20 protein-coding genes are annotated in these 23,520 nt (G+C 72.5%); 6 read left to right on the plus strand and 14 right to left on the minus strand.

Annotated elements, in window-relative coordinates; genetic code table 11:
* Positions 1–10: 10 nt before the first annotated feature.
* From HQ603_RS05745 to aspS, 6 genes are all read right to left on the minus strand, one after another.
* The gene (locus HQ603_RS05745; RefSeq protein ID WP_371830969.1) at positions 11–1,435 is read right to left on the minus strand and encodes a replication-associated recombination protein A; all 1,425 of its coding nucleotides are present in this window, start codon (positions 1,433–1,435) and stop codon (positions 11–13) included.
* Complete coding sequence (locus tag HQ603_RS05750) at positions 1,420–2,583, minus strand: phosphotransferase family protein (protein WP_222683578.1); 1,164 nt, start codon at positions 2,581–2,583, stop codon at positions 1,420–1,422. Before HQ603_RS05750 ends, HQ603_RS05745 begins: the two co-directional genes overlap by 16 nt.
* Before the next feature lie 252 nt (positions 2,584–2,835).
* The gene (locus HQ603_RS05755) at positions 2,836–3,744 is read right to left on the minus strand and encodes a transglutaminase family protein (RefSeq protein ID WP_308126378.1); all 909 of its coding nucleotides are present in this window, start codon (positions 3,742–3,744) and stop codon (positions 2,836–2,838) included.
* Positions 3,741–6,272, minus strand: a complete 2,532-nt coding sequence (locus tag HQ603_RS05760; protein ID WP_222683580.1) for a circularly permuted type 2 ATP-grasp protein — start codon at positions 6,270–6,272, stop codon at positions 3,741–3,743. The genes HQ603_RS05755 and HQ603_RS05760 overlap by 4 nt, the downstream gene beginning before the upstream one ends.
* 27 nt (positions 6,273–6,299) lie before the next feature.
* Positions 6,300–7,211 (minus strand): DUF389 domain-containing protein, encoded by a 912-nt coding sequence (locus HQ603_RS05765; RefSeq protein WP_222683581.1) that lies wholly within the window; start codon positions 7,209–7,211, stop codon positions 6,300–6,302.
* Positions 7,212–7,219: 8 nt separating this feature from the next.
* Complete coding sequence (aspS, locus tag HQ603_RS05770) at positions 7,220–9,010, minus strand: aspartate--tRNA ligase (RefSeq protein WP_222683582.1); 1,791 nt, start codon at positions 9,008–9,010, stop codon at positions 7,220–7,222.
* 158 nt (positions 9,011–9,168) lie between these two features.
* On the opposite strand from aspS, the gene ypfJ reads away from it, so the two are divergent.
* Positions 9,169–10,083: a KPN_02809 family neutral zinc metallopeptidase gene (gene ypfJ / locus HQ603_RS05775; protein WP_222683583.1), complete on the plus strand. Its 915-nt coding sequence runs from the start codon at positions 9,169–9,171 to the stop codon at positions 10,081–10,083.
* Positions 10,032–10,916 (plus strand): MBL fold metallo-hydrolase, encoded by an 885-nt coding sequence (locus tag HQ603_RS05780; RefSeq protein WP_222683584.1) that lies wholly within the window; start codon positions 10,032–10,034, stop codon positions 10,914–10,916. Before ypfJ ends, HQ603_RS05780 begins: the two co-directional genes overlap by 52 nt.
* 33 nt (positions 10,917–10,949) lie before the next feature.
* Here HQ603_RS05780 and HQ603_RS05785 read toward each other — a convergent pair whose 3' ends face one another.
* The gene (locus HQ603_RS05785; protein WP_222683585.1) at positions 10,950–11,981 is read right to left on the minus strand and encodes an Rv2578c family radical SAM protein; all 1,032 of its coding nucleotides are present in this window, start codon (positions 11,979–11,981) and stop codon (positions 10,950–10,952) included.
* 111 nt (positions 11,982–12,092) lie between these two features.
* Between HQ603_RS05785 and HQ603_RS05790 the strand changes: the two genes are divergently transcribed.
* Both HQ603_RS05790 and HQ603_RS05795 read left to right on the plus strand, forming a co-directional pair.
* Positions 12,093–13,352 carry an FAD-binding domain-containing protein gene (locus tag HQ603_RS05790; RefSeq protein WP_222683586.1) on the plus strand — a complete coding sequence of 420 codons (1,260 nt, stop codon included), beginning with the start codon at positions 12,093–12,095 and terminating at the stop codon, positions 13,350–13,352.
* Positions 13,349–13,843 (plus strand): DUF3237 family protein, encoded by a 495-nt coding sequence (locus HQ603_RS05795; protein ID WP_222683587.1) that lies wholly within the window; start codon positions 13,349–13,351, stop codon positions 13,841–13,843. The genes HQ603_RS05790 and HQ603_RS05795 overlap by 4 nt, the downstream gene beginning before the upstream one ends.
* Positions 13,844–13,893: 50 nt before the next feature.
* On the opposite strand, the gene HQ603_RS05800 is transcribed toward HQ603_RS05795, so the two are convergent.
* From HQ603_RS05800 to HQ603_RS05810, 3 genes are read right to left on the minus strand one after another with little or no spacing between them, the layout of a single operon-like run.
* Positions 13,894–14,520: a hypothetical protein gene (locus tag HQ603_RS05800; RefSeq protein WP_308126379.1), complete on the minus strand. Its 627-nt coding sequence runs from the start codon at positions 14,518–14,520 to the stop codon at positions 13,894–13,896.
* Between the two features lie 5 nt (positions 14,521–14,525).
* Complete coding sequence (gene hisS / locus HQ603_RS05805) at positions 14,526–15,806, minus strand: histidine--tRNA ligase (RefSeq protein WP_222683588.1); 1,281 nt, start codon at positions 15,804–15,806, stop codon at positions 14,526–14,528.
* Positions 15,807–15,861: 55 nt separating this feature from the next.
* Positions 15,862–16,533 carry an MBL fold metallo-hydrolase gene (locus HQ603_RS05810; protein WP_222683589.1) on the minus strand — a complete coding sequence of 224 codons (672 nt, stop codon included), beginning with the start codon at positions 16,531–16,533 and terminating at the stop codon, positions 15,862–15,864.
* 151 nt (positions 16,534–16,684) lie between these two features.
* Here HQ603_RS05810 and HQ603_RS05815 point away from each other — a divergent pair, with 151 nt between their 5' ends.
* Positions 16,685–17,551 (plus strand): peptidylprolyl isomerase, encoded by an 867-nt coding sequence (locus tag HQ603_RS05815; protein ID WP_222683590.1) that lies wholly within the window; start codon positions 16,685–16,687, stop codon positions 17,549–17,551.
* Between the two features lie 76 nt (positions 17,552–17,627).
* Here the strand turns inward: HQ603_RS05815 and map are convergent, their stop codons facing one another.
* Positions 17,628–18,416, minus strand: coding sequence for a type I methionyl aminopeptidase (map, locus tag HQ603_RS05820; protein ID WP_222683591.1), 789 nt, complete (start codon positions 18,414–18,416; stop codon positions 17,628–17,630).
* A 99-nt stretch (positions 18,417–18,515) separates the two neighbouring features.
* Between map and HQ603_RS05825 the strand changes: the two genes are divergently transcribed.
* The gene (locus HQ603_RS05825; RefSeq protein ID WP_222683592.1) at positions 18,516–18,794 is read left to right on the plus strand and encodes a helix-turn-helix domain-containing protein; all 279 of its coding nucleotides are present in this window, start codon (positions 18,516–18,518) and stop codon (positions 18,792–18,794) included.
* A 48-nt stretch (positions 18,795–18,842) separates the two neighbouring features.
* Here HQ603_RS05825 and HQ603_RS05830 read toward each other — a convergent pair whose 3' ends face one another.
* From HQ603_RS05830 to HQ603_RS05840, 3 genes are read right to left on the minus strand one after another with little or no spacing between them, the layout of a single operon-like run.
* Entirely contained in the window at positions 18,843–21,260 is a 2,418-nt protein-coding gene (locus HQ603_RS05830) for a RelA/SpoT family protein (RefSeq protein ID WP_261773395.1), read from the minus strand.
* 34 nt (positions 21,261–21,294) lie between these two features.
* A complete protein-coding gene (locus HQ603_RS05835) occupies positions 21,295–21,831 on the minus strand; it encodes an adenine phosphoribosyltransferase (RefSeq protein WP_261773396.1) in 537 nt (178 codons plus the stop codon).
* Positions 21,828–23,519, minus strand: a complete 1,692-nt coding sequence (locus HQ603_RS05840) for an ABC transporter substrate-binding protein (RefSeq protein ID WP_222683594.1) — start codon at positions 23,517–23,519, stop codon at positions 21,828–21,830. Before HQ603_RS05840 ends, HQ603_RS05835 begins: the two co-directional genes overlap by 4 nt.
* Position 23,520: the final 1 nt, after the last annotated feature.

Below are 23,520 nucleotides of genomic sequence, written 5' to 3' on the forward strand. Positions count from 1 at the left end.
GACGGTCACCCTATCGCGACGACCGCCGGACGATTCGGCGGAGTTTGCCCACCCGTGTCGCCAGGTCGCGCTCGGCGCCGTGGGTGGTCGGCCGGTAGTAATCGACCCCGACCAACTCGTCGGGCGGGTACTGCTGAGCCAGCACGCCGTCGGGATCGTCGTGCGGAAACGCGTAGCCGGTGGCGTTGCCCAGCGCGGCCGCCCCGGCGTAGTGGCCGTCGCGCAGGTGCGGGGGAACCGGACCGGCCTTGCCCGCCGCGACGTCGGCCATCGCGGCACCCAGCGCCGCGGTGACGGCCCCGGATTTCGGTGCGGTCGCCAGGTGCACCGTGGCCTGGGCGAGCGCGAGCCGCGCCTCCGGCATGCCGATGAGCGCCACGGCCTGCGCGGCGGCGGTCGCCGAGAGCAAGGCGGTCGGATCCGCCATCCCGACGTCCTCGCTGGCGTGGACCACGAGGCGTCGCGCGATGAATCGGGGGTCCTCGCCGGCGGTGATCATGCGCGCGAGGTAGTGCAGGGCGGCGTCCACGTCGGACCCACGGATGGACTTGATGAACGCGCTGATCACGTCGTAGTGCTGATCGCCGTCCCGGTCGTAGCGCACCGCGGCCCGGTCGACGCTGGTCTCGACGGCCGTCAGATCGACGACGGGAGGGTCCTGCGCCGCGAGCCCGACAGCGGTGTCCGACGCCGCTTCGAGTGCCGTCAGCGCCCGACGCGCGTCGCCCCCGGCGAGGCGCACCAGGTGATCCATCGCGTCGTCCTCGACCGTGACCGACCCGTTCAGTCCCCGCGGATCGGTGACGGCACGGGTCAGCACGGCGCGGATGTCGTCGTCGGTGAGGGACCGCAGGTGCAGCACGAGCGAGCGGGACAGCAACGGCGAGACGACGGAGAACGACGGGTTCTCCGTCGTCGCCGCGACCAGCAGGACGATGCGGTTCTCCACGGCGGCGAGCAGCGCGTCCTGCTGCGTCTTGGAGAAGCGGTGCACCTCGTCGATGAAGAGCACGGTCTGCTCTCCGTGCGCCGCCCGACGCCGGGCGAGATCGATGACGGCGCGGACGTCCTTGACCCCCGCCGACAACGCCGACAGCGACTCGAAGCGGCGGCCGGTGGCACCCGAGATGAGCGAGGCCAGCGTGGTCTTGCCCGTTCCGGGCGGGCCGTAGAGCAGCACCGACGCCGCACCCGAACCCTCGACCAGCCGTCGCAGCGGCGCCCCCGGAGTCAGCAGATGCTGCTGACCCACCACCTCGTCCAGGGAGGCCGGACGCATCCGCACCGCCAGCGGACCCCCGGGGGTCGGAGCCGCGGCGCGGGAGACGACCGCGTCGCGGGCGCCCTCGTCCTCCGCCTCGCCCACGGGGTCGAACAGCCCCCCGTCGTCCGGCGGGCCGTCGGGATCCAGGGCGGGGTTCAGGGAGTCGTCCACCGCGCATCCAGGGCCGCGCGCACGTCGTCGGCGAACCCGGCCAGGTCCGAGTCGCCCACCGAGCGGGCGTATCCGGCGAGGATGCCCCAGCGCGTCGTCAGGGCCACCGACCTCGGCACGGACAGCTGGTGTCGCCGCAACGACGCGTTCCGGGCGTCGTCGTCGGGGACGAACCAGTACGTGGTCAGCCACGCCCACATCAACTGCGCGTCGAGCAGTTTCGCGTGCAGAACGGCGTCGTCGGCGAGGTGCGGCCAGATCCCGACCACCTCGGCGCGCCACGCCTCCACCATGGCCTCGGCCCGCTCCGGCGTCAGCTCGAGGCGGCACAGGCATCCCGGGTAGGACAGCAGGGTGTAGGCGATGTCGAGCGTGGCGTCGCGGAAGCCGCCCCACTCGTAGTCGAGGAAGCGCACCCCCTCGTCGTTGACGATGATGTTGTCCGGGCACAGGTCCGACGGGGAGAACGCCCGCAGACCACCCGAGCCGAACAGGCGAGCGGAGCGCGCCACGGCGTCCGTCACCGCGGCGGGAACGTCGACCCCGAGGTCGGCGAGCAGCCCCGGCATCGCGGCCTCCGCGCCCGCGACCTGGTCACCGAGACCGTCGCCGGTCTGCGTGACCCCCGCCCGTGCCAGCAGGGCGCCGAAGTCCTCCTCCCGGCCGACGGTGGCCGCGTGCATCCGGCCCAAGGCCTGCGCCAACGCCATGAGCGAGTTGGTGACCGCGGCCGGGTCGGGCTGGGCCAGCAACGTGGTGAACGGGGCGCTGTCGCCCAGATCGCTGAGCACCAGCAGGCGCTCGGTGAGGTCGTACGCGATGAGCGACGGGCCCGGCCGGGAATCGGTGGCCAGCGCGGTGGCGAACTGGTACGACGCGGCCTCGCGGACGAACGCCGAGTCGTCCCCCGCGCCCAGACCGGTGCGGGCGACGGACTCGTGCGCACTCTCGCGGACCTGCTTGATCACCAGCGTGCGCGGCAGCAGGAACGGATTCTCGGCCACCCGCACCCGCAGGACGACCGTGCGTCCGCTGCCGCCGAGATCCACGGGATCGACCAGCGTGACCGCCGCGCCGGTGCGGCGGGTGAGGAGCTCCGTGGCCGCGGCCACGGCCTCGGTGATCGGGTCTGCGAGCATTGCCGTCATCGGTGTGTCGACCAGCAGCTCCCTCGGGGAGCGGCCGGGTCATCCCTCGTTTCCGTCGTCGTGTCCGTGCTGTCGTGCGCTGTGGCGTCCGTGTTGTGGCGTCCGTGCTGTCGCGTCCGTGCTGTCGCGGCCGCGGCATTTCGCTCGGGGGGTCGCGCACGAGGCCGAAGCCGGGTGTCACGTCGCCCGAACACTTGCCGGTTCCCCGAAACCCCGGTGCGGAAACAACCCGTTCGTGCTGTTTCGTCGACCCTATCGCACGGTCGGAAGCACCGGTGCGACGTCGACGGAGACCTGGATGCGGCTCCGAGCGGAGTCCGTGTAGATGATGCCGCGTAACGGCGGCACGTCGTCGTAGTCGCGGCCCACGGCCACGGTGACGTAGCGCTCGTCGCACCACTGGTCGTTGGTGGGGTCGACGTCGAGCCACCGTCCGTCCGACGTGCGCACCGACACCCAGGCGTGGCTCGCGTCGACCCCCACCATGCGCTCCTTGCCGGGCGGCGGGGTCGTGGAGAGGTAGCCGGACACGTACCGGGCCGCGAGCCCGTGCGACCGCAGGCAGGCCGCCGCGACGCGCGCGAAGTCCTGGCACACCCCGGTGCGGGTGGCCATCACGTGCGCGACGGTGGTGGTCGTCGTGGTCGACCCGGACCGGTAGGTGAAGTCGCGGTGGATGCGGCGCTGGAGGTCGAACACCGCCTCGGCCAGCGGGCGGCGGGGACGCAGGGACTCCGCCGCGTACTCCCGGACGTCGTCGGTGATCTCGGGCGGCTCGAGGTCCAGCGCGAATTCGACGTCCACCGCCGCGTCCGCCCGGCCGGCCGGCCGCGCGTCCTCCCACGGCTCCACGGCGGACCCCGTCGTCAGCTGCGTCGGGTCCGGCGCGCGGACCGCCACCAACGAGCGCGCGGTGACGCGCAGGTGCTCGTGGGGTGTGGTGACGTGGAAGAACACCGTCTCGTTGCCGTGGACATCGGTGCCCGACGACGCGTCGGTGGGCGCCGGTGACACCGTGACGGTGGCGTCGAGGCAGCGCTGCGCGGCCGTCGTCCGCGGGAACAGATGCCCGCGCCCGTACGACGACGTCACGGGCGCCGAGTAGTGGTAGTCGGTGATGTGCGTGACGGCGTACCACCGCACGTCCCGATGGGCGGTCACGACAGCACCCTGCCCGCCCCGCGACCCCACAGCGGCTGCGTTCCGCCGGGTCCGGACAGGTGGGTCTCGACGACGGCGGTGGTCAGCCGGTCGAGGTCCCCGATCACGGTGTCGAGGACCACGCGCAGGTCCGCCCGGCCGCTGTCGGTGTCGACGTCACCCGGCTCGAGCCGGCGCACGGTCGCCCGGAGCGCGTCCAGCGCCCGCAGCGGGCGCGACGTCACCTCCGCGCCGGGAAGGGCCGACAGATCCACGGCGAGCCGCTCGATCTGGAACACGATCGAGCGGGGGTTCCCCGGGTCGGCGAGCACCAGGTCGATGACCGCCCCGAGCGTTGGGGCGCCGCGGTAGCGCCGACGGTGCGTCACCGAGGAGTCCGCGGCGGCCAGCACCGCGGACAGCACGATCTCCGCGATGGCCGGCGGGTGATCGGCCTCCACGGCGGCCGCCGCGAGGGCGGTGATGCCCGCGGCACGCTCGAGCCGGCGCCCGAGGTCCATCAGATGCCAGCCCGGGTCGCGGACCATCGACTCCGCGGTCAGACCGGCCACGGCCAGCATGGAACCGACCACGCGGCTCTGCGTCGCCCACAGGGTGGCCTCGTCGGTCACGGGGGCCGCGGCCGCCTCCGCCAGGACCTGATCGACGCGGAACAGCACCGCCCACGTGTCCTGGCCGAGTTGGTCGCGCACGGCCCGCGCGCAGCGCGCGAGAGCGGCCACCGACTGCGCCGCCGACCCCGGCCGGCGGGCGTCGACGGTGAGCGACCGGAACTCCGCGACCACCTCCGCCCTGGTCCGCGCGGCCGCGAACCCCGGCGCCGTGCCGGAGACCCGCGTGATGGCGGCCAGCACGACGGCGGTGGCGCGGTGGCCGGGGTCGGTGATCTCGCCGGGGTCGGTCGACATGCTCTCGGTCGGTCGCTCGGCGACGCCGTGCTCGCGCAGGCACGCGTTCCCGGCGACGAGCATCCGGGCCGTGCTCTCGGCACGTTCGGCGTAGCGGCCCATCCAGAACAGGTCGTTCAGCACGCGCGGGCTCGACACCGGGTCGGCGGTCTCCCGACGGCGGACGGTCCGGGCGTCGTCGTCGCGCCGCATGGTCGTCGCGGTACCCGGCGCGCGGCGGTCGCGCAAGACCCACACGTCGAGGGCGGCGGTGCTCGTCATCGGCTCGGTGAGGGGGTCCGTGACCAGGACCTGGCCCAGCCCGCCGGTCATGGTCACGTACCCGGCGCGCGTCGCCACGTCGAACACACGCAAACCCACCGGACGCGAGTCCAGTCCCACGTCGGGACGGCGGTGTCCGGCGGGCCCGACCGGGGACGTACCGAGCTCGGGAATCTCCCGCGCCGCCCAAGCGGTCGGGTCGGCGTCCACGCGCGCGAGCAGGTCCGCGGTCTCGGCCGCGGTGAGCTCGGCTCCGACGACGCTCGCGCCGCTGGTCGACTCGTGGAAGACGAGGGAGGCGGCGTGCGCGTGCAGGTGCGAGCGCATCGCGTCGTCACCCGCCCAGAAGGTGGGCACGCCGGGCAGGATCGGCTCCTCCCCCAGCAAGGCGCGGGTCAGGCCCGGCAGGTCCACGGTCAGAGCGGGATTCTCGAGCACGCCGCTGCCGACGGTGTTGACCACCGTCACGGCCCCGCGGCGGGCCACGTCGAGCAGCCCGACCACACCCAACCGGGAGTCGGGTCGCAGATCCAACGGGTCGACGTCGTCGTCGTCGACGCGGCGCACCACCACGTGCACGCGGCGCAGTCGGCCGAGCGAGCGCATCCACACGGCGCCGTCCTGCACCACGAGATCCGGGGACTCGACCAGGGGGAATCCCAGCACGGACGCCAGGTGCGCCTGGTCGAACGCCGTCTCGGATCCGGCGCCGGGACTGAGCACCACCACGGTCGGATCCTCCGCCGCGGGGGGCGCGGCCTCGACGAGGGCGACCCGCACGGCCCCGACGAACGTGCTCACCGGACGCGGGCCGACGGCACGGAACTCACCGGGGACGGCGCGCGCGAGGATCGACCGGTCGGCCAGGGCGTACCCGGCGCCCGACGGCGCCTGGGTGCGGTCCGACAGCACGTGGGCCTCGCCCGATCGGTCGTGGATCAGGTCGACGGCATGGAAGAACAGCCGGTGGGGACCGGGAATGGCCAGGCCGTGGGCCGCTCGGCGGTAGCCGCGGTGTCGGACGATCACCTCGGGAGGAACGAGCCCGCGCCGCAGCACGGTGCGATCGCCGTAGAGGTCCGTGAGCAGGGCGTCGAGCAGGCGGGAGCGCTGGGTGACCCCCGCGTCGAGGCGTGCCCACTGCTCGCTGCCGAGCACCAGCGGCACCGTGTCGAGTTCCCAGCGCGCAGCGGGCGCCGCGTCGGTGAGGGTCCCGTCGTCGGTGGGCGGCTCACCGACCCCGAAGGTGACGCCGAGTTCGTCGACGGCCCGGGTGACGCGCGCCTGGGCGGCGCGCAGGCGCGCCGTGTCGTGCGCCGCGAACGGATGCTCGTCGCCGCTCCCCGCTCCTCGGTCCACGACCGGTGAACCTACCGGGCCGACGCGTCACGCTCGTCGGGACCGCCGGTGGAGCAGCAGGACCACCGACGCCGCCGTCACGATCCCCACCAGGTTGATGCCGAGCTGGCCGGCGGAGAGCAGCGCGATCCGCCACGACCCCACCGTCGCCGCCACCACCGCGAAACCCGCCGCGGGGACGGTCGTCACCGAGATGAAGACGCCCACCAGCGCGGCGGATTTCGACGAGATCAAGGCGAGCATCCCTGCGGCGCCCGCGAGCAGCGCGACCACGAGGGAGAACGGACCCACCTGGTAGATGAAGTCGACCTGTTGCAGATCGTCGATGGACTCGGGCTGCACCCATCCCACGGCCTCGGCGGCCAGTGCCCCTGCCGCGGTCACCACCATGGCCAGGGGGAAGCCCACCACCAGGGCCAGGACCGACCGGCGGATCAGCGACCACCGTCGGCGCACCAGTCCGACGGCGAGCGCGGCCAACGGGCCGAATTCGGGACCGACGACGACGGCCCCGACGATGGTCACCGGGGAGTCGAGGACCACGCCGATCGCCGACAACAGGCACGCGATGGTGAGGAACGCCAGGAACGTCGCGTTGAGGCTCGACTCCTCGCGGGTGCGGGCGATCAACTCGTCCCACACGATGGCGTCGTCGGGCTCCCCCGGCGCCCGCTTCTCGGCGTCGCGCGCGGCGTCGGCGAGCACCGTCTCGACCGAGGTGAGCGCGATCGCTCCCTCGTGCGTGAGCCCGAGCCGACGCAGCTCGGCGATGACGCGGTCGGTGCATTCGCGGGCCAGCAGGACGTCCACGACGTCACCCGCGGGGGTGACCGACGCGTCCCGCATCACCGACACCGTCGCCACCCCGGCGGTGTCGTCGAGCATGCGCAGCACGTCCGGGGTCCGGCCGCTGGGACAGATCACCCGTACGTTCTGCATGCCGCACCCTACGTGGCGGGGCCGGCCTTCTCGCCGCGAACGACGGGCTTCGCGTCGATCCCGGATTCCTTGCGCTGCTGCGCCGTGATGGGCGCGGGAGCGTCGGTGAGGGGGTCGACGCCGCCGCCCGACTTGGGGAACGCGATGACCTCGCGGATGGAGTCGACGCCGGCGAGCAACGCGGTGATGCGGTCCCAGCCGAACGCGATGCCGCCGTGGGGCGGGGCGCCGAACGCGAACGCGTCGAGGAGGAAGCCGAACTTCTCCTGTGCCTGCTCGGCGTCGATGCCCATCATCGCGAACACGCGTTCCTGCACGTCCTTGCGATGGATACGGATGGAGCCGCCGCCGATCTCGTTGCCGTTGCAGACGATGTCGTAGGCGTACGCGAGGGCGGAGCCCGGGTCGGTGTCGAAGGTGTCCATCGATTCCGGCTTGGGCGAGGTGAACGCGTGGTGCACCGCGGTCCAGGACCCGGAACCGACGGCGACGTCGCCGCTCGCGGTCGCCTCGGACGCCGGCTCGAAGAGCGGGGCGTCCACGATCCAGACGAACGCCCACTCGTTCTCGTCGATCAGGCCCTGCTTGCGGGCGATCTCACCGCGCGCGGCACCGAGAAGCGCCCGCTGCGCCTTGGCCGGGCCGGCGGCGAAGAAGACGCAGTCACCGGGCTGTGCGCCGACATGCGCGGCGAGCCCGTCGCGTTCGGCGTCCGACAGGTTCTTCGCGACGGGCCCGCCGAGGGTGCCGTCCTCCTGGACCAGCACGTAGGCCAGTCCCTTCGCGCCGCGCTGCTTGGCCCACTCCTGCCAGGCGTCGAGCTGCCGACGGGGCTGCGAGGCGCCGCCGGGCATGACGACCGCGCCGACGTACGGCGCCTGGAACACCCGGAAGGGGGTGTCGGCGAAGTACTCCGTGCACTCGACGAGCTCGACGCCGAAACGCAGGTCGGGCTTGTCGGACCCGAAGCGGCGCATCGCCTCGTGGTAGGTCATGCGCGGGATGGGCGTGGCGACCTCGTGACCCACCAGGTTCCAGAGCGCGGTGAGGATCTCCTCGGCCAAAAGGATGACGTCGTCCTGGGTGACGAAGGCCATCTCGACGTCGAGCTGGGTGAACTCGGGCTGCCGGTCGGCGCGGAAGTCCTCGTCCCGGTAGCAGCGCGCGATCTGGTAGTACCGCTCGATGCCGCCGACCATCAGCAGCTGCTTGAACAGCTGCGGGCTCTGCGGCAGAGCGTAGAAGCTGCCCGGCTGCAGGCGCGCGGGGACCAGGAAGTCGCGGGCGCCCTCGGGGGTCGAACGCGTCAGCGTCGGGGTCTCGACCTCGACGAAGCTGTGGTGCGCCAGCACCTCGCGTGCCGCGGCGTTGACCTTGGACCGCAGCCGGATCGCCTTGCCCGGCCCTTCGCGGCGCAGATCGAGGTAGCGGTACTTCAGACGCGCCTCCTCGCCCGGGTTCTCGTCGAGCTGGAACGGCAGCGGCGCGCTCTCGCCCAGCACCTCGAGCTCGGTGACGTTCACCTCGACGGCGCCGGTCGGGATCTCGAAGTTCTGGTTGCCCTCGGGACGGATCTCGACGGTGCCGGTGACGCGCACGCAGAACTCGGCGCGCAACCGGTGGGACTGCTCGGCCGCCGGGCCGTCGCGGAACACGGCCTGCACCACACCGGAGGCGTCGCGCAGATCGATGAAGATGACCCCACCGTGATCGCGGCGACGCGCGACCCATCCGGTGAGAGTGACCTGTCGGTCCGCGTGCTCGGCTCGAAGCGAGCCGGCGAGGTGCGTGCGCAGCACTGGAGTCCTTCCGGGGATGAATGGGGAGCAGCTGTCGATCCTACGGACCACGCGTGGCGGCCTCGACGCCGGGAGAAACGGCACCGGGAGAATCAGCACCGTGTCGGCAGTGGTCACGTGCGAAGCTGTGCGCACAGGCCTCGAGAAAGCGGTGACCCATGACGTTCGATCCCGATGCGCGCATCGATTCCTCCCGCGTGCAGCGGTCCTCGGGTAATCGGGGCAAGGGCATCGCCGTCGGCGGCGGACTCGGCGGCATCGTCGTCGTGGTGATCGCGCTGCTGCTCGGCGGCGATCCCTCGCAGGTGCTCGGCAGCCTCGGCGGCGACACCGCCACGACACAGGACAACGGTGCCGGCGACCCGACCTGCGAGACCGGCGCCGACGCGAACGCGAACGTCGACTGCCGCGTCACGGCCACGGTGCAGAGCCTCGATCAGGTCTGGGACACCCAGCTCGCCGCGCAGACCGGGGTCGCGTACGTGCAGCCGGAGGTGGAGCTGTTCCGCGGATCGGTGTCCACCGGATGCGGGAACGCGACCTCCGACGTGGGTCCCTTCTACTGTCCGGCCGATTCCACCGCGTACTTCGACACCGACTTCTTCCAGGTGCTCGTCGACCGCTTCGGCTCGAGCGGCGGTCCCCTGGCGCAGGAGTACGTGGTCGCGCACGAGTTCGGCCACCATCTCCAGAACCAGCTCGGCGACATCGGTCGCGCGCAGGCCGATCCGGCCGGTGCCGAGTCCGGCGCGGTCCGCACGGAGCTGCAGGCGGACTGCTACGCGGGGGTGTGGGCCAATCGCGCGGACGACGAGCCCGCGCCCGGCGGCTCGGAACCGCTGCTCGAGCCGCTGACCGACGGCGACGTCGCGGATGCGCTCTCGGCCGCCTCGTCGGTGGGCGACGACCGCATCCAGCAGGCGTCGTCGGGCCGGGTGAATCCCGAGGGGTGGACGCACGGGTCGTCCGCGCAGCGGCAGGCGTGGTTCACCGCCGGCTACCGCACCGGGCAGGTCGCCGCGTGCGACACCTACTCGGCGCGCAACCTCGACGACCCGTCGTCGATCCGGTGACGGGGCCGGGCCGGTCCACCCGTGCGCGCCTGCCCGTCTGCGCGACGTGCGGGGTCCAGTACGACGCGGTCGATCCCGAGGTCTGCCCGATCTGCACCGACGAGCGGCAGTACGTGGGTGCGGGCGGTCAGCGCTGGACCACCGTGGCCGAGATCGCCGCCGAGCACCGCACGGTGGTGCGACCGGAGATCACCGGTCTGACCGGGGTGGGCACCGAGCCGAGCTTCGCCATCGGCCAGCGTGCACTCCTGGTGCCGGGCGAGGGCGGAAACGTGTTGTGGGACTGCGTGTCCAGCATCGACGACGCCGCGGTGGCCCGGGTGACCGAGCTGGGCGGCGTCGCCGCGATCGCCCTGTCCCATCCGCACTACTACAGCGCCATGGTCGAGTGGAGCGAGGCGTTCGGCGGGGCCCCGATCTACGTGCACGCCGGGGACCGGCAATGGATTCCGCGCCGCGGAGCCGTCCGGACCTGGGACGGCGACACCCTCGAGGTCCTCCCGGGGCGCACGCTGATCAACGCGCGCGTCCACTTCGCCGGCGGCACGGTGCTGCACTGGCCGGGCCCGGACGGGCGCGGGGACCTGTGCTCCGGGGACATCGTGCAGGTGGTGGCCGACCGGCGGTGGGTGTCCTTCATGTACAGCTACCCGAACCTGATTCCCGAGCATCCGGACACCGTCCGCCGCACCGTCCGCCTGCTGCGCGACCTCGAGTTCGAGACCGTCCACGGCGCCTGGTGGGGCAAGGTGGTCGAGTCCGACGGGCGGGGCGCCGTGGTGCGCTCGGCCCGCCGCTACCTCGAGCACCTGGGGCTGACGCCCGACATCTGACACCGGTCGGAGACGCCCGACATCCGACGCCGGTCAGAACAGCGTGGGTTGCGGTGTGTCGGCCGCCCGGCGCGGAGCCGGCTTGGGCCGCGCCGCCAGCGGATCGACCCCGGTCAGGGAATGCTTGCGGCGCAACGGCTCGACCTTGCCGCGCAGCCACGTCGTGTACTCGTCGCTGACGTAGGCGCCCCGCCCGTAGAGCGTCCGGTAGCGCCGCAGCAGGGCAGGGTGGTTCTCCCCCAGCCATTCCAGGAACACCTGGCGGGTACTCGACCGCAGGTACAGCGGCATCACCGTCGCGCCGGTCGCTCCCGCCTCGCGCAGGTCCGCCATGAGTGCGTCGAGCTGACTCGGACTGTCGGTGAGGAACGGAACGACGGGGGCGATGAGGACGTGGCAGCCGAGGCCGGCGTCGGTGATGGCCCGCACCAGGTCCAGACGCGCTCGCGGTGACGGCGTGCCCGGCTCGAGCGACTTCTGCAGGTCCGGATCCCGGACGGCGAGGCTCACGCTGACCCGGACGTCGACCTGCTGCGCGGCGAGCGCCAGCAGCGGCAGGTCGCGCCGGAGCATCGTGCCCTTGGTGAGAATCGAGAACGGCGTGCCGGACTCCGTGAGCGCGCGCACGATGCCCGGCATCAACTCGTACCGGCCCTCGGCGCGCTGGTACGGGTCGGTGTTGGTGCCCAACGCCACGGGCTCTCGCTTCCACGACGCCCGCGCGAGTTCCCGGCGCAGCACCGAGACCACGTTGGTCTTGACGACGATCTGGGAGTCGAAGTCCCGCCCCGCGTCGAGGTCGAGGTACTCGTGGGTGGGCCGCGCGAAGCAGTACGCGCAGGCGTGGGAGCACCCGCGGAACGGGTTGATCGTCCAGGGATACGGCAGGCGCGACTCCTCCGGGACACGGTTGAGCGCGCTCTTGCACAGCACCTCGTGGAAGGTCATGCCCTCGAACTGCGGGGTGCGCACGGTGCGGACCAGACCGGCGCGCACGAGGCCGGACCGTTCCAACCCCGGAAGCGCACCCTCCGGGGCATCGAGTGTCTGCGCGTCCCACCGCATGCGCACCCCTCCCGTTCGAACACATGGACGATGCGGACTGTACCGCGATCCGGCGGTATTCGTCGAACAGATGTTCGTTCGCGTCCCGGCTCCGACCCGTACTGTCGTGACATGACCCGCCTTCCCACCCCACCGAGCCTCGGCACCGGCGCCTACCCCACGGACGTCGCGCGGTGGGTGGCCGAACATCTCGGCGATCTCGCGCTCGAGGACCCGTCCGACATCGCGCCCGGCGCCCTGCGCGGCGGACAGGGCGCCGCCGACTCCGCCCTCGCCCTGCTCGACGTCACCGGGTACGCCCGCGACCGCAGCACCGTCCTTCCCACGACTCGCCGGGGTGCGAGCCGCATGTCGCCCTACATCCGGCACGGACTGCTCACGCTCCGCGAGGTATGGGACGGGGTGGCCGACGCGCCGGCTCGGGACCGCGGCAAGTACCGGGACGAGCTGCTTTGGCAGGAGTTCGCCCGGCACCTCTACGCCCGGGTCGGGTCCGCGCTGGGGACCACCCTGGTGCGAGAGCAGCCACGGCCGCCGCGACGTCCGGGCGACGTGTGGTCCGACGACCCCTGGCCCGCCGAGATGCGATGCATGGACGCGACCGTGGGCGAACTGCACGACGACGGCTGGCTGGTCAACCAGACCCGGATGTGGTTGGCCTCCCAGTGGGCGGTCCGGGCCGGGGCGGACTGGCGGGACGGCGAGGACCGCATGTTCTCGCACCTGCTCGACGGCTCCCGCGCCGCCAACCGTCTGGGCTGGCAGTGGACGGTGGGCACCGGCGGCGGCAAGGTCTACGGCTTCAGCCGGTGGCAGGTGCGCAAGCGGGCGTCGGTGCTGTGCCGGGACTGCGCCCTGAACACCGCCTGCCCGATCGAGGACTGGCCCGACGCCGACGCCGGTCCGCGCGTCGAGGGGCCCGACCTCGGCTCGGGTCCGGTACCGGCGGGTCCCGCGGACGTGGACGGCGGCGGCGCGGAGCAGGTGTGGCTCACGGCGGAATCACTGGGCGAGCAGGATCCGGCCCTGGCCGCCGACGAGTCCCGCCCGGCGGTCTTCGTCTTCGACGAGCCACTCCTGCGCCGACTCCGGTTGTCCGGCAAGCGCCTGATCTTCCTGGCGGAGACCCTGGGCGAGCTCGCCGACACCCGCGAGGTCGAGGTGCGTCGCGGCACGGTGGTCGACGAGTTGGCCGGGCGGTCCCTGGCCGTCACCCACGCTCCGGTGCCCGGGTTCGCTCGCCGGTCCGCAGCGCTCGCTCCCGTGGAGGTGCATCCGTGGCCGTGGCTGGTGCGACCGGGCACCGAGTCGGTGCGCTCGTTCAGCGCGTGGCGCCGCAGCCACCGGGGTCCGCTAGCGTCGGGCGCGTGACCACAGTCGACACGTCCTCACCACTGGACCCCGTCTCCCCCACCCTCGAACCGCTGTTCCGCCTCGTGATCCGCACCGCGGACGCGGTGTCGGTGGGCGAGACGCCCGCCGGGTCGCACACGGTGGCCGCCGTGTCCGGTGGACTGCTGACCGGCCCCGGCATCGACGCGGTGGTGCGCCCGCTGGGCACCGAGTCCCGTCTGGTTCGGGCGGACGGGTCGAGCACCTACGCCATCGACCTGGTCGCCGCGACCGAGGACGGCGACGACGTGATGCGGCTGACGCTGCGCGGCTTCCTGTTCGGAACCGCCGACGTGATCGGGGCTCTCGATCGCGGCGACGAGGTCGACTCGGCCACGTACTACTTCCGCGGCACTCTCGACGTGTCGACCGCCTCGCGCGCCCTGGGCTACCTCAACCGCGCCCTCGTGGTCACCTCCGGGGCCCGCCACGGCAGCGACACAGTGTTCGACGCGTACCTCGCCACCTGACGCCACCGGGCACCACTCGGCACGACCCGGCACCCCGGTGCCGAGCCGGATCAGTCGACCAGCCGGGCGACCTCGGCGTCGGTGAGGGTGCTGACCGGGGCGCGGCCCGATCGCTCGACCACGCCGATCGCTCGGTGCAGCGGGCGATCGGCGGCTCCCGCGTCGCGCGCCTCCGCGCGCAGCTGCGTGATCAGCACGGACGCCATCGCCGCGGCCGTGGCGGTCGACGACCGAGCCAGCGAGTCCGCGAGCGCACGCAGGGCCACCGGTCCCAGTTCCCGGCCGCTGTCGCCCGTGTAGAGCGCGAGGGGCACGGTCACCGTGGTGGCGTCGTCGCCCACCCGCAGGAGCACCTGGCTGACGCGCGCGACCCGCACCAGCAGTTCCACCCGCGCCGCGTCGGTCACGTTGACCCGCCGGGTGCGCAGCGCGCCCCGGCGCGAGACGACGCCGTGGTCGATCCACAGTCGACGACGCCCGGCGGAGACCACCGCCCACACCGCCGACGCCACCAGCGCGAGCGCCAGTGCGACGCCGACCTCGGGGGTCAGCAGGAAGCCCGCCACCAGTCCGAGCACGAGCCCGAACGCCGCGAACACACCGGCGGCGACGCGCAGACGCGGCAGGATCAACTCGGGCGGCACCAGGTCGAGGGTGACCGTGCTTCGGTCCGGCACGGTGCTCAGCCGCTCCGGCCGAGCAGCGCCGTCACCCGAGCGACGACGTCGGCGGTGGGTACCGCGTCCTGGTCACCGGTGGCGAGGTTCTTGACCCCGACCTCGTCGGCCTCGATGTCCCGGTCGCCGAGGACCAGGGCGATGCGGGCTCCGGACCGGTCGGCGCCCTTCATCGCGCCCTTCATCCCGCGGTCGCCGTAGGCGAGGTCGACGGACACCCCGGCGGCACGGAGGCGGTGGGCCAGCACGGCCAGGCGTACCTTCGCCTCGTCGCCCAGCGGGACGCCGTAGACCTCGCAGCGCGCGGTGGTCGCGGGCGTGACCCCCTCGGCGGCCAGGGCCAGCACGGTGCGGTCGACCCCGAGGCCGAACCCGATGCCCGAGAGCGGCTGTCCGCCCAGTTGGGCCATGAGGCCGTCGTAGCGACCGCCGCCGCCGATGCCCGACTGGGCACCGAGCCCGTCGTGGACGAACTCGAACGTGGTCTTGGTGTAGTAGTCGAGGCCGCGGACCATCCGGGGATTCCGGGTGTAGGGCACCCCCATCGCGTCGAGGTGCGCGAGCACGGTGTCGAAGTGCGTGCGGGCCGAGTCCGAGAGGTGGTCCACCATGAGCGGCGCGTCGGCGGTCATCTCCCGCACGTGCGGGCGCTTGTCGTCGAGCACCCGCAGCGGATTGATCTCCGCCCGCCGGCGGGTCTCCTCGTCCAACGGGAGGTCGAACAGGAACTGCTGCAACAAGTCTCGGTACTGCGGTCGGCAGGTGTCGTCGCCCAGCGAGGTCACCTCGAGCCGGAATCCGGTGAGGCCGAGGCTGCGGAACCCCGCATCCGCCACGGCGATCACCTCGGCGTCGAGGGCCGGATCGTCGACACCGATGGCCTCGACGCCCACCTGCTGGAGCTGGCGGTACCGACCGGCCTGCGGGCGCTCGTACCGGAAGAACGGGCCCGAGTAGGCGACCTTGACCGGCAGAGCCCCGCGGTCGAGGCCGTGCTCGATGACCGCGCGCATCACCCCGGCCGTGCCCTCGGGTCGCAGCGTGACACTGCGGTCGCCCTTGTCGGCGAAGGTGTACATCTCCTTGCTCACCACGTCGGTCGACTCGCCGACGCCGCGCGCGAAGAGCGCGGTGTCCTCGAACACCGGCAGCTCGATGTGCCCGTACCCCGCGGCGCGGGCCGCGGCGGTGAGGCCGTCACGGACGGCCACGAAGGTGGCCGAGTCCGGCGGGAGATAGTCCGGTACGCCCTTCGGCGCAGCGAAACTCCGGTCGTTCCTGCTCATCGGTGTCCTCGATGTCCTCGCGTGTCGACGGCGGTGGGTGCGGGCGAGCGCGAGCTCACGCGTGCTCGGCCGGCAGTCCGACCAGGAACGGGTTGCCGGCGCGCTCGGCGCCGATGGTGGTGGCCTCGCCGTGTCCGGGCAGGACCGCGACGTCGTCGGCCATCGGCAGCAGGCGGTCCGCGATGGACCGGAGCAGCTGGGCGTGGTCTCCGCCCGGCAGGTCGGTCCGGCCGATGGACCCGGCGAACAGCGTGTCGCCGGAGAAGACGACGCGCCGGGCGCCGGCGTCGACCCCGAAGACCACGGACCCCTGCGTGTGGCCGGGTGTGTGCGTCACGCGCACGCGGATACCGGCCGCCTCGACGTCCCGGTCGTGATCGAGCTCGTGCACCACGGTGGGCTCGGTGAACGTCACGCCCGCGATCAGCGGCGACAGGGTCGGCCCGATGCCGGCGGCCGGGTCGGTCAGCAGGTGCCGGTCCCGCGGATGCACGTACAAGGGGGCGTCGAAGCGCTCGCAGATCGGGGTCGCGTCCCACATGTGATCGAGGTGGCCGTGCGTCAACAGCACCGCGGCGGGGGTCAGCTCCGCCTCGGTGAGGAAATCGACGAGGGGCGCCGCGGCGTCCTGACCGGGATCGACGACGAGGCACTCGCGCGCTCCGTCGAGGGCGATCACGTAGCAGTTGGTCTGGAAGAGACCGGCGGGGAATCCGGTGACGCGCACGAGCAGGACTCCTGATGTCGGCGGAGAAGAGGTCGTTCCACTCTAGGCTCCGCGCCGTCGCAGCCGCGCACCGCCTCGGACTCCTCTCAGGTGGGTTTGGCAGACTCTTGCTGCCCCGACCGACCACTCGACGAGAGAAGGACCGCGCCCCGTGCCGACCAACGAACAGCGTCGTGAAGCCGCCAAGCGGAAGCTCGACCGTCAGCTGGCCAACCGCGCCGCCCGCGCCCGACGCCGCAAGCAGGCCACCATCGCCGGTGTCGCCGTCGCCGCGGTCGTCCTGATCGGCGGTGTCGCCGTGGCGGTGGGCGTCACCCGCGGCGGTGACGACGCCTCGACGCAGGCCGCCGACACCTCGTCGGCTCCGATCCCCGAGGGTCAGCTGCCCGCCGGTCGGTCCACCCCGCTCGCCGAGACCGTGAGCTGCGCGTATCCCGCCGCCGGCGAGGCCGCGAAGCCCAACACCGCGCCGCAGACCGAGAACGTCCCGACCACGGACGACAACGTCAGCGTCAGCATGGAGACCACGCAGGGCAACATCGGCCTGTCCCTGAACGCCACCGAGTCTCCGTGCACGGTGAACAGCTTCGCCTCGCTCGCGGGACAGCAGTACTTCGACGGCACCACCTGCCACCGCCTCACCACCGCCGACAGCCTGAAGGTGCTGCAGTGCGGTGACCCCACCGGCACCGGCACCGGCGGACCGGGCTACCAGTACGCCAACGAATTCCCCACCGATCAGTACGGCGACGATCCCGCCGGCCTGCAGTCGCCGGTCCTCTACCCGCGCGGCACCATCGCCATGGCCAACGCCGGCGCCGACACCAACGGCAGCCAGTTCTTCCTGGTCTACGGCGATTCGCAGTTGCCGCCGAACTACACCGTCTTCGGCACCATCGACGAGACCGGACTCGCGACGCTCGACAAGGTCGCGGCGGCCGGTGTCGAGGGCGGCGGCCAGGACGGCCCGCCCGCGGCCGCGACGACGCTGAACTCCGTGCGGCTCGACCTGGTCTGACGCCGAGCTACCCGGCCGTGACCTCGAGGCCTACCCGGCCGTGACACCGAGGCCTACCCGGCCGTGACACCGAGGCCTACCCGGCCGTGAGCACCCGCGGCCCGTCCTCGGTGATCGCGACCGTGTGCTCCGAGTGGGCGGTTCGGGAGCCATCGGCGGATCGCAGGGTCCACCCGTCGCCGTCCACCACGAGCCGCTCGGTTCCGCGGCCCCACCACGGCTCGAGCGCCAGGGTCGTCCCCGGCCGCAGTACCATGCCGCGGCCGGGTCGACCGACGTTGGGCACGTGCGGATCCTCGTGCATCGTGCGGCCGAGGCCGTGACCGCCGAACTCCGTGCTGACGCGATAGCCGCCCTCGGCGGCCACGGCACCGATCGCCGCGGACACGTCACCGAGCCGGGCGCCCGCGACGGCAGCCGCGATACCGGCGTCGAGTGCGCGGCGTGTCGACTCGATCAGCGCGACGTCCTGCGGGTCGGCGGTCGCCGCCCCGCGACCACCGCGGCGGGTCACGACGACCGTGGTCGCGGCGTCCGCCACCCACCCGTCGATGCTCACGGCGAAGTCCAGGGTCAGGACATCACCGTCCGCGAGGACCAGGTCGCGGGGCTTGCCGTGGAGCACGGCGTCGTTGACCGACAGGCAGATGACGTTGCGGAACGGCCCGTGCCCGAAGGACGGCGCGTAGTCCCAGTAGCAGGACGTCGCGCCGCGCGCGGCCACCAGATCCCGTGCGTGCAGCTCGAGGTCGAGCAAGTTGGTCCCGGGCACGGCCTCGGCAGCGAGCGTGCGCAGCGTCTCCCCGACGAAACGGCCGGTGACGGCCATCCGTTCGATCTCGGCGGGGGTCTTCAGCTCCATCACGGCCGGCTCCGTTCCGTCGCGTCGGACGTCAGCGCATCGTCGGTATTGTTATCCCTTCGCATCCGCGGAACGGTACACCAATACCGGTAGACTGCCCGCATGGTCCGTCTCCCCCTGACACCCGAACAGCTCGCCGCCGGTCGTCGACTGGGTGGGCTCCTGCGGACCGCACGGGCGGGCGCCGACCCGGACGCGGTCGCGGCCGCAGCAGGGATCTCGGCGGAGACCCTGCGCAAGATCGAGACCGGCCGCATCCCGAGCCCGGGCTTCGGCACCGTCGTCCGCCTGTGCGCGGCGCTCGACATCCCCGTCGCCGACGCCGCCGCGGTGTGGGACGCGCCCGAGTCGGACCGCGCGGCCGAGAACCTGGCCGGCTAGTCGGTCACGCCGCCGACGTCAGCCGATCATGCCGCCGACGTCAGTCGGTCACGCCGCCGACGTCAGCCGGTAGACGTCGTAGACGCCCTCGACGTTGCGGACGACGTTGAGCACGTGGCCCAGGTGCTTGGGGTCGCCCATCTCGAACGTGAACTTCGAGATCGCCACCCGATCCCCGGACGTGGTCACCGACGCCGAGAGAATATTGACCTTCTCGTCGGCGAGGGCCTTGGTCACGTCCGAGAGCAGACGGTGGCGGTCCAACGCCTCGATCTGGATGGCGACCAAGAACACCGAGGACGGCGACGGCGCCCATTCGACGTCGATGAGCCGCTCGGACTGCTGCTGCAGCGACGTGGCGTTGGTGCAGTCCGTGCGGTGGACGCTGACGGAACCGCCGCGGGTGACGAAGCCCAGGATGTCGTCGCCGGGGACCGGCGTGCAGCACTTGGCGAGCTTGGCCACCACACCGTCGGCCCCCGCGACGAGAACGCCGGCGTCGCCGACGCGTCGAGGGCGCGTGGGGATGGTCGACGGCGTCGATCGCTCGGCCAACTCCTCCTCGACGTCGCCCACGCCGCCGAGATGCGCCACCAGCCGCTGCACCACGTGCTGCGCGGAGACGTGGTTCTCCCCCACCGCGGTGTAGAGCGCGGAGACGTCGACGTAGCGCAGCTCGTGCGCGATGGCCGACATGGATTCGCCGTTCATCAAGCGCTGCAACGGAAGTCCGCCGCGCCGCACTTCCTTGGCGATGGCGTCCTTGCCGGCGTCGAGGGCTTCCTCACGCCGTTCCTTGGCGAACCACTGGCGGATCTTGGTCTTCGCCCGCGGGGACGCGACGAAGGTCTGCCAGTCCCGGCTCGGGCCCGCGGTGGGCGCCTTGGAGGTGAAGACCTCCACCACCTCGCCGTTCTCGAGCCGACGCTCGAGCGCCACCAGTCGGCCGTTGACCCGCGCTCCGATGCAGCGGTGCCCCACCTCGGTGTGGACGGCGTACGCGAAGTCCACCGGACACGAACCGGCCGGCAGCGTCACCACGTCGCCCTTGGGGGTGAAGACGAAGATCTCCTTGACCGCCAGGTCGTACCGGAGCGATTCGAGGAACTCCCCCGGATCGGCCGCCTCACGCTGCCAGTCGAGGAGCTGACGCATCCACGCCATGTCGTCGACCTCGGCGGCGTCACCGGAGTGCTTGCCCTTGGTCTCCTTGTACCGCCAGTGCGCGGCGATGCCGAACTCCGCCGTGCGGTGCATGTCCCGCGTCCGGATCTGCACCTCGAGGGGCTTGCCCTCCGGCCCGACCACGGTGGTGTGCAGCGACTGGTAGACCCCGAACCGCGGCTGCGCGATGTAGTCCTTGAAGCGCCCGGCCATCGGCTGCCACAGCGAGTGCACGACGCCGACGGCGGCGTAACAGTCGCGGATCTCGTCGCAGAGGATGCGGACGCCGACCAGGTCGTGGATGTCGTCGAAGTCGCGTCCCTTGACGATCATCTTCTGGTAGATCGACCAGTAGTGCTTGGGGCGACCCTCGACCACCGCGCCGATGCGCGACGCCGCGAGCGTGCTGTTGATCTCGGCCCGCACCTTGGCCAGGTAGGTGTCGCGCGACGGGGCGCGGTCGGCGACGAGCCGCACGATCTCGTCGTACTTCTTGGGGTGCAGGATCGCGAACGCGAGGTCCTCGAGCTCCCACTTCACCGTCGCCATCCCGAGGCGGTGCGCGAGCGGGGCAATGACCTCGAGCGTCTCCTTCGCCTTGCGCGCCTGCTTCTCGGGCGGCAGGAAGCGCATGGTGCGCATGTTGTGCAGACGGTCGGCGACCTTGATGACCAGCACCCGCGGATCGCGGGCCATCGCGATGATCATCTTGCGGATGGTTTCGCCCTCGGCGGCGGTGCCGAGCGCCACCTTGTCCAGCTTGGTGACGCCGTCCACCAGGTGTGCGACCTCGTCACCGAAGTCGGCGCGCAGCTGGTCGAGCGAGTAGCCGGTGTCCTCGACGGTGTCGTGCAGCAACGCGGCGACCAGCGTGGTCGTGTCCATGCCGAGCTCGGCGAGAATGTTCGCGACGGCCAGCGGATGGGTGATGTAGGGGTCCCCGGACTTGCGCATCTGCGACGCGTGGCGTTCCTCGGCCACGTCGTAGGCGCGCTGCAGCAGGCCGAGGTCGGCCTTCGGGTACAGGGTCCGATGCGTGCCGGCCAGCGGCTCGAGAACCGTCTTGACGGCGGTGCTCCGCTGGGCGGTGATGCGCCGGGCGAGGCGGGCGCGCACCCGCCGCGATGCCGACGACGGAGCCTGGGGGGTCGGTGCCTGCGGGGTGGGTGCGCTCGGCGGCGTCTCGGCCGCGGCGTCGGTTCCCTCGGGGGTCGCGGGGGCCACCCGCTCCGGTGCGGCGTCCGTCTCCGGGACAGGGGTGGGCTCGGCGTCCGTCGGCGTCTGTCCGATGTAGCGCGTCATCTAGGGCACCTCCCGCAGTCCTGGCCCGCTCAGCCTAGACGGAACCCAGAGTGGTGAGCGGTCCATGGTTCCAACGCGCACGGCCACCGAGAGCTTCCACCTCGAGGACGACGGCGGCACCGACCACCTCGCACCCGCAGCGCGTCAGGAGGTCCGCGGCCGCTTCGAGGGTTCCGCCGGTGGCCAGGACGTCGTCGACCACCAGGACGCGACGGCCGGCGAGCGCGATGCCGTCGGCGGCGATCTCGAGTTCGGCGGTGCCGTATTCGAGGTCGTAGGTCTGCCGGTGGACGGGCGGCGGCAGCTTGCCCGCCTTGCGAACGGCGATCACTCCGGTGTTCAGCGCGAGCGCCACACCGGCACCGAGCAGGAAGCCGCGGGCGTCGATCCCGGCCACGACGTCCGCGTCCCGCCCGGCCTCGGCCAACGCGTCGATGACGAGGCGTAGGCCCTCGGCGTCGGCGAACACCGGCGTCAGGTCGGCGAAGCGCACACCGGGGGTCGGGAAGTCGTCCGCCCACCGGGTGAGCCGCTCCACGGCGAGCGCGGCGGGTGAGAGCTGATCGCTCATCGGACGAAGACCCATTTGTCCATGTTCCATCCTGCTCCGGCGACGGTCGGGTTTGCCTCGACGCCGCGCATACCCGACGCGGTCGCGGTGAGGGCGGGGGCGTTCCACAGCGGCAGGGTCGGCATCTCGTCCCAGAGGACGGTCTCGACGTCCGTTCCGGCCGACAGCACGGTGGCGTCCGAGCCGTCGACGGCGAGCCGGTTCAGCAGCTCGTCGACCCGCCCGTTCGCATAGCCCCCGAGGTTGACGTTCTGCCCGCCGAGCAGAGCGGTGCGCGCGGCGGTGGCCGACGCGCTGCCGGTGGGCCCGCTGCCGCCGGCGGTGCCGCCGAGCACGACGTCGACCTCGCCGGCGCGCAGGGCGAGCGGGGAGAACGTGTCCGACGACGCGTCGACGACCTCGATGCCGAGCGGCCCGCACGCGGCGGCGATGTCGGCGACGATCGCGGCACGACGCTGGTCGGGCCCGCGGTAACCGATGCGGACGGTGGGGTCGGTGAGACCGGCCTGCGCGAGACCGGCGGTCACGGTGGCGACGTCGGTGGTGCGGTACCGCTCGGCGGCCGTCGCGGCGACGCTGCGATAGGGCAGGGTGCCCGGCAGCGTCACGCGACTATCGACGACGCCCGACCCGCGGCCGGCCTCGGCGTCGTACCCGGGGTGGCCGTGGGCGTCGAACAGGGCGGTGCGCGGCACGCACGCCGCCAGGGCTCGGCGGGCCGCCGGGTCGGCGAACACGCCCGACGTCGCGAAGACCAACTGCTCGACGCCGAAGCCCGGTTGCGCGGTGGCGGCGAACCCGTCGGGAACGGCCGCGCCGCCGGGCAGATCGGCGACCTCGATGTCGCCGGACGCCGCCTTCTCGCTCAGGTCGACGCCGGCGGGCCACACCACGACGCGGTCCGTGGCGGCGGGCACACCCCACCAGGCCTCGTTGGGCACGAGCACCAGGCCGTCCTCCGCGGAAAACGACTCGACGCGGAACGGACCCGACGCGGGGAACACCGCGGGGTCGACGGTGCCGGTCGGCAGCGTCCAGCCGGTGTTCCACGCCGCGGCGAGGCGGCCGAGAGCGTCCGCGTCGCCGCCCGCGAGCGTCGACGTGACGTCGGGGACGCCCGCCGTGCGGGCCGCGACGTGCGCGGGGAGGATGCTGCCCGCACCGAAGAGCGACTGTCGGTCGACGAGGGGCCGATCGGCTCGGAAGGTGACCGTGGCCACCTTCTGCGAGGGAACGCAGTCGATGCGCTCGATGTCGGAGTATCCGGCCGTCGCCGCGGGATCGAACGCCGTTCCCGACGTCTCGGTGTCACCGCGGCGGGCGACCCAGGCCAGGACGAGGTCGTCGCAGGTCATGGGCACGCCGTCGGACCAGACGGCGGCCGGGGAGAACGTGTAGGTCAGCACCTGCTGTTGTCCGGGCGCGGCCGTGACCGTCCCGATGTCGGTGTCCGCCACCGAGGTGCCGCCCGGTCCGATCATGGTGAAGCCGGGCAGGACGCGCGCGAACGCCTGCGGCGCAGCCGAGTACGCGCCCTCGGTGGTGCCCGCGTTGTAGGTGGTGATCGACCCGTTCACCGCGTAGCCGATCGAGGGGACGCGGTCCTCCTCGGTGCTGCACGCCGCCGCGGACACGGCGACCAGCACGGCCGCGGCACAGGCGACCGTTCGTGTCCTGCCCCGGCTCATG

This window comes from Rhodococcoides corynebacterioides, from assembly GCF_019834675.1.
Lineage (GTDB): Bacteria > Actinomycetota > Actinomycetes > Mycobacteriales > Mycobacteriaceae > Rhodococcoides > Rhodococcoides corynebacterioides_A.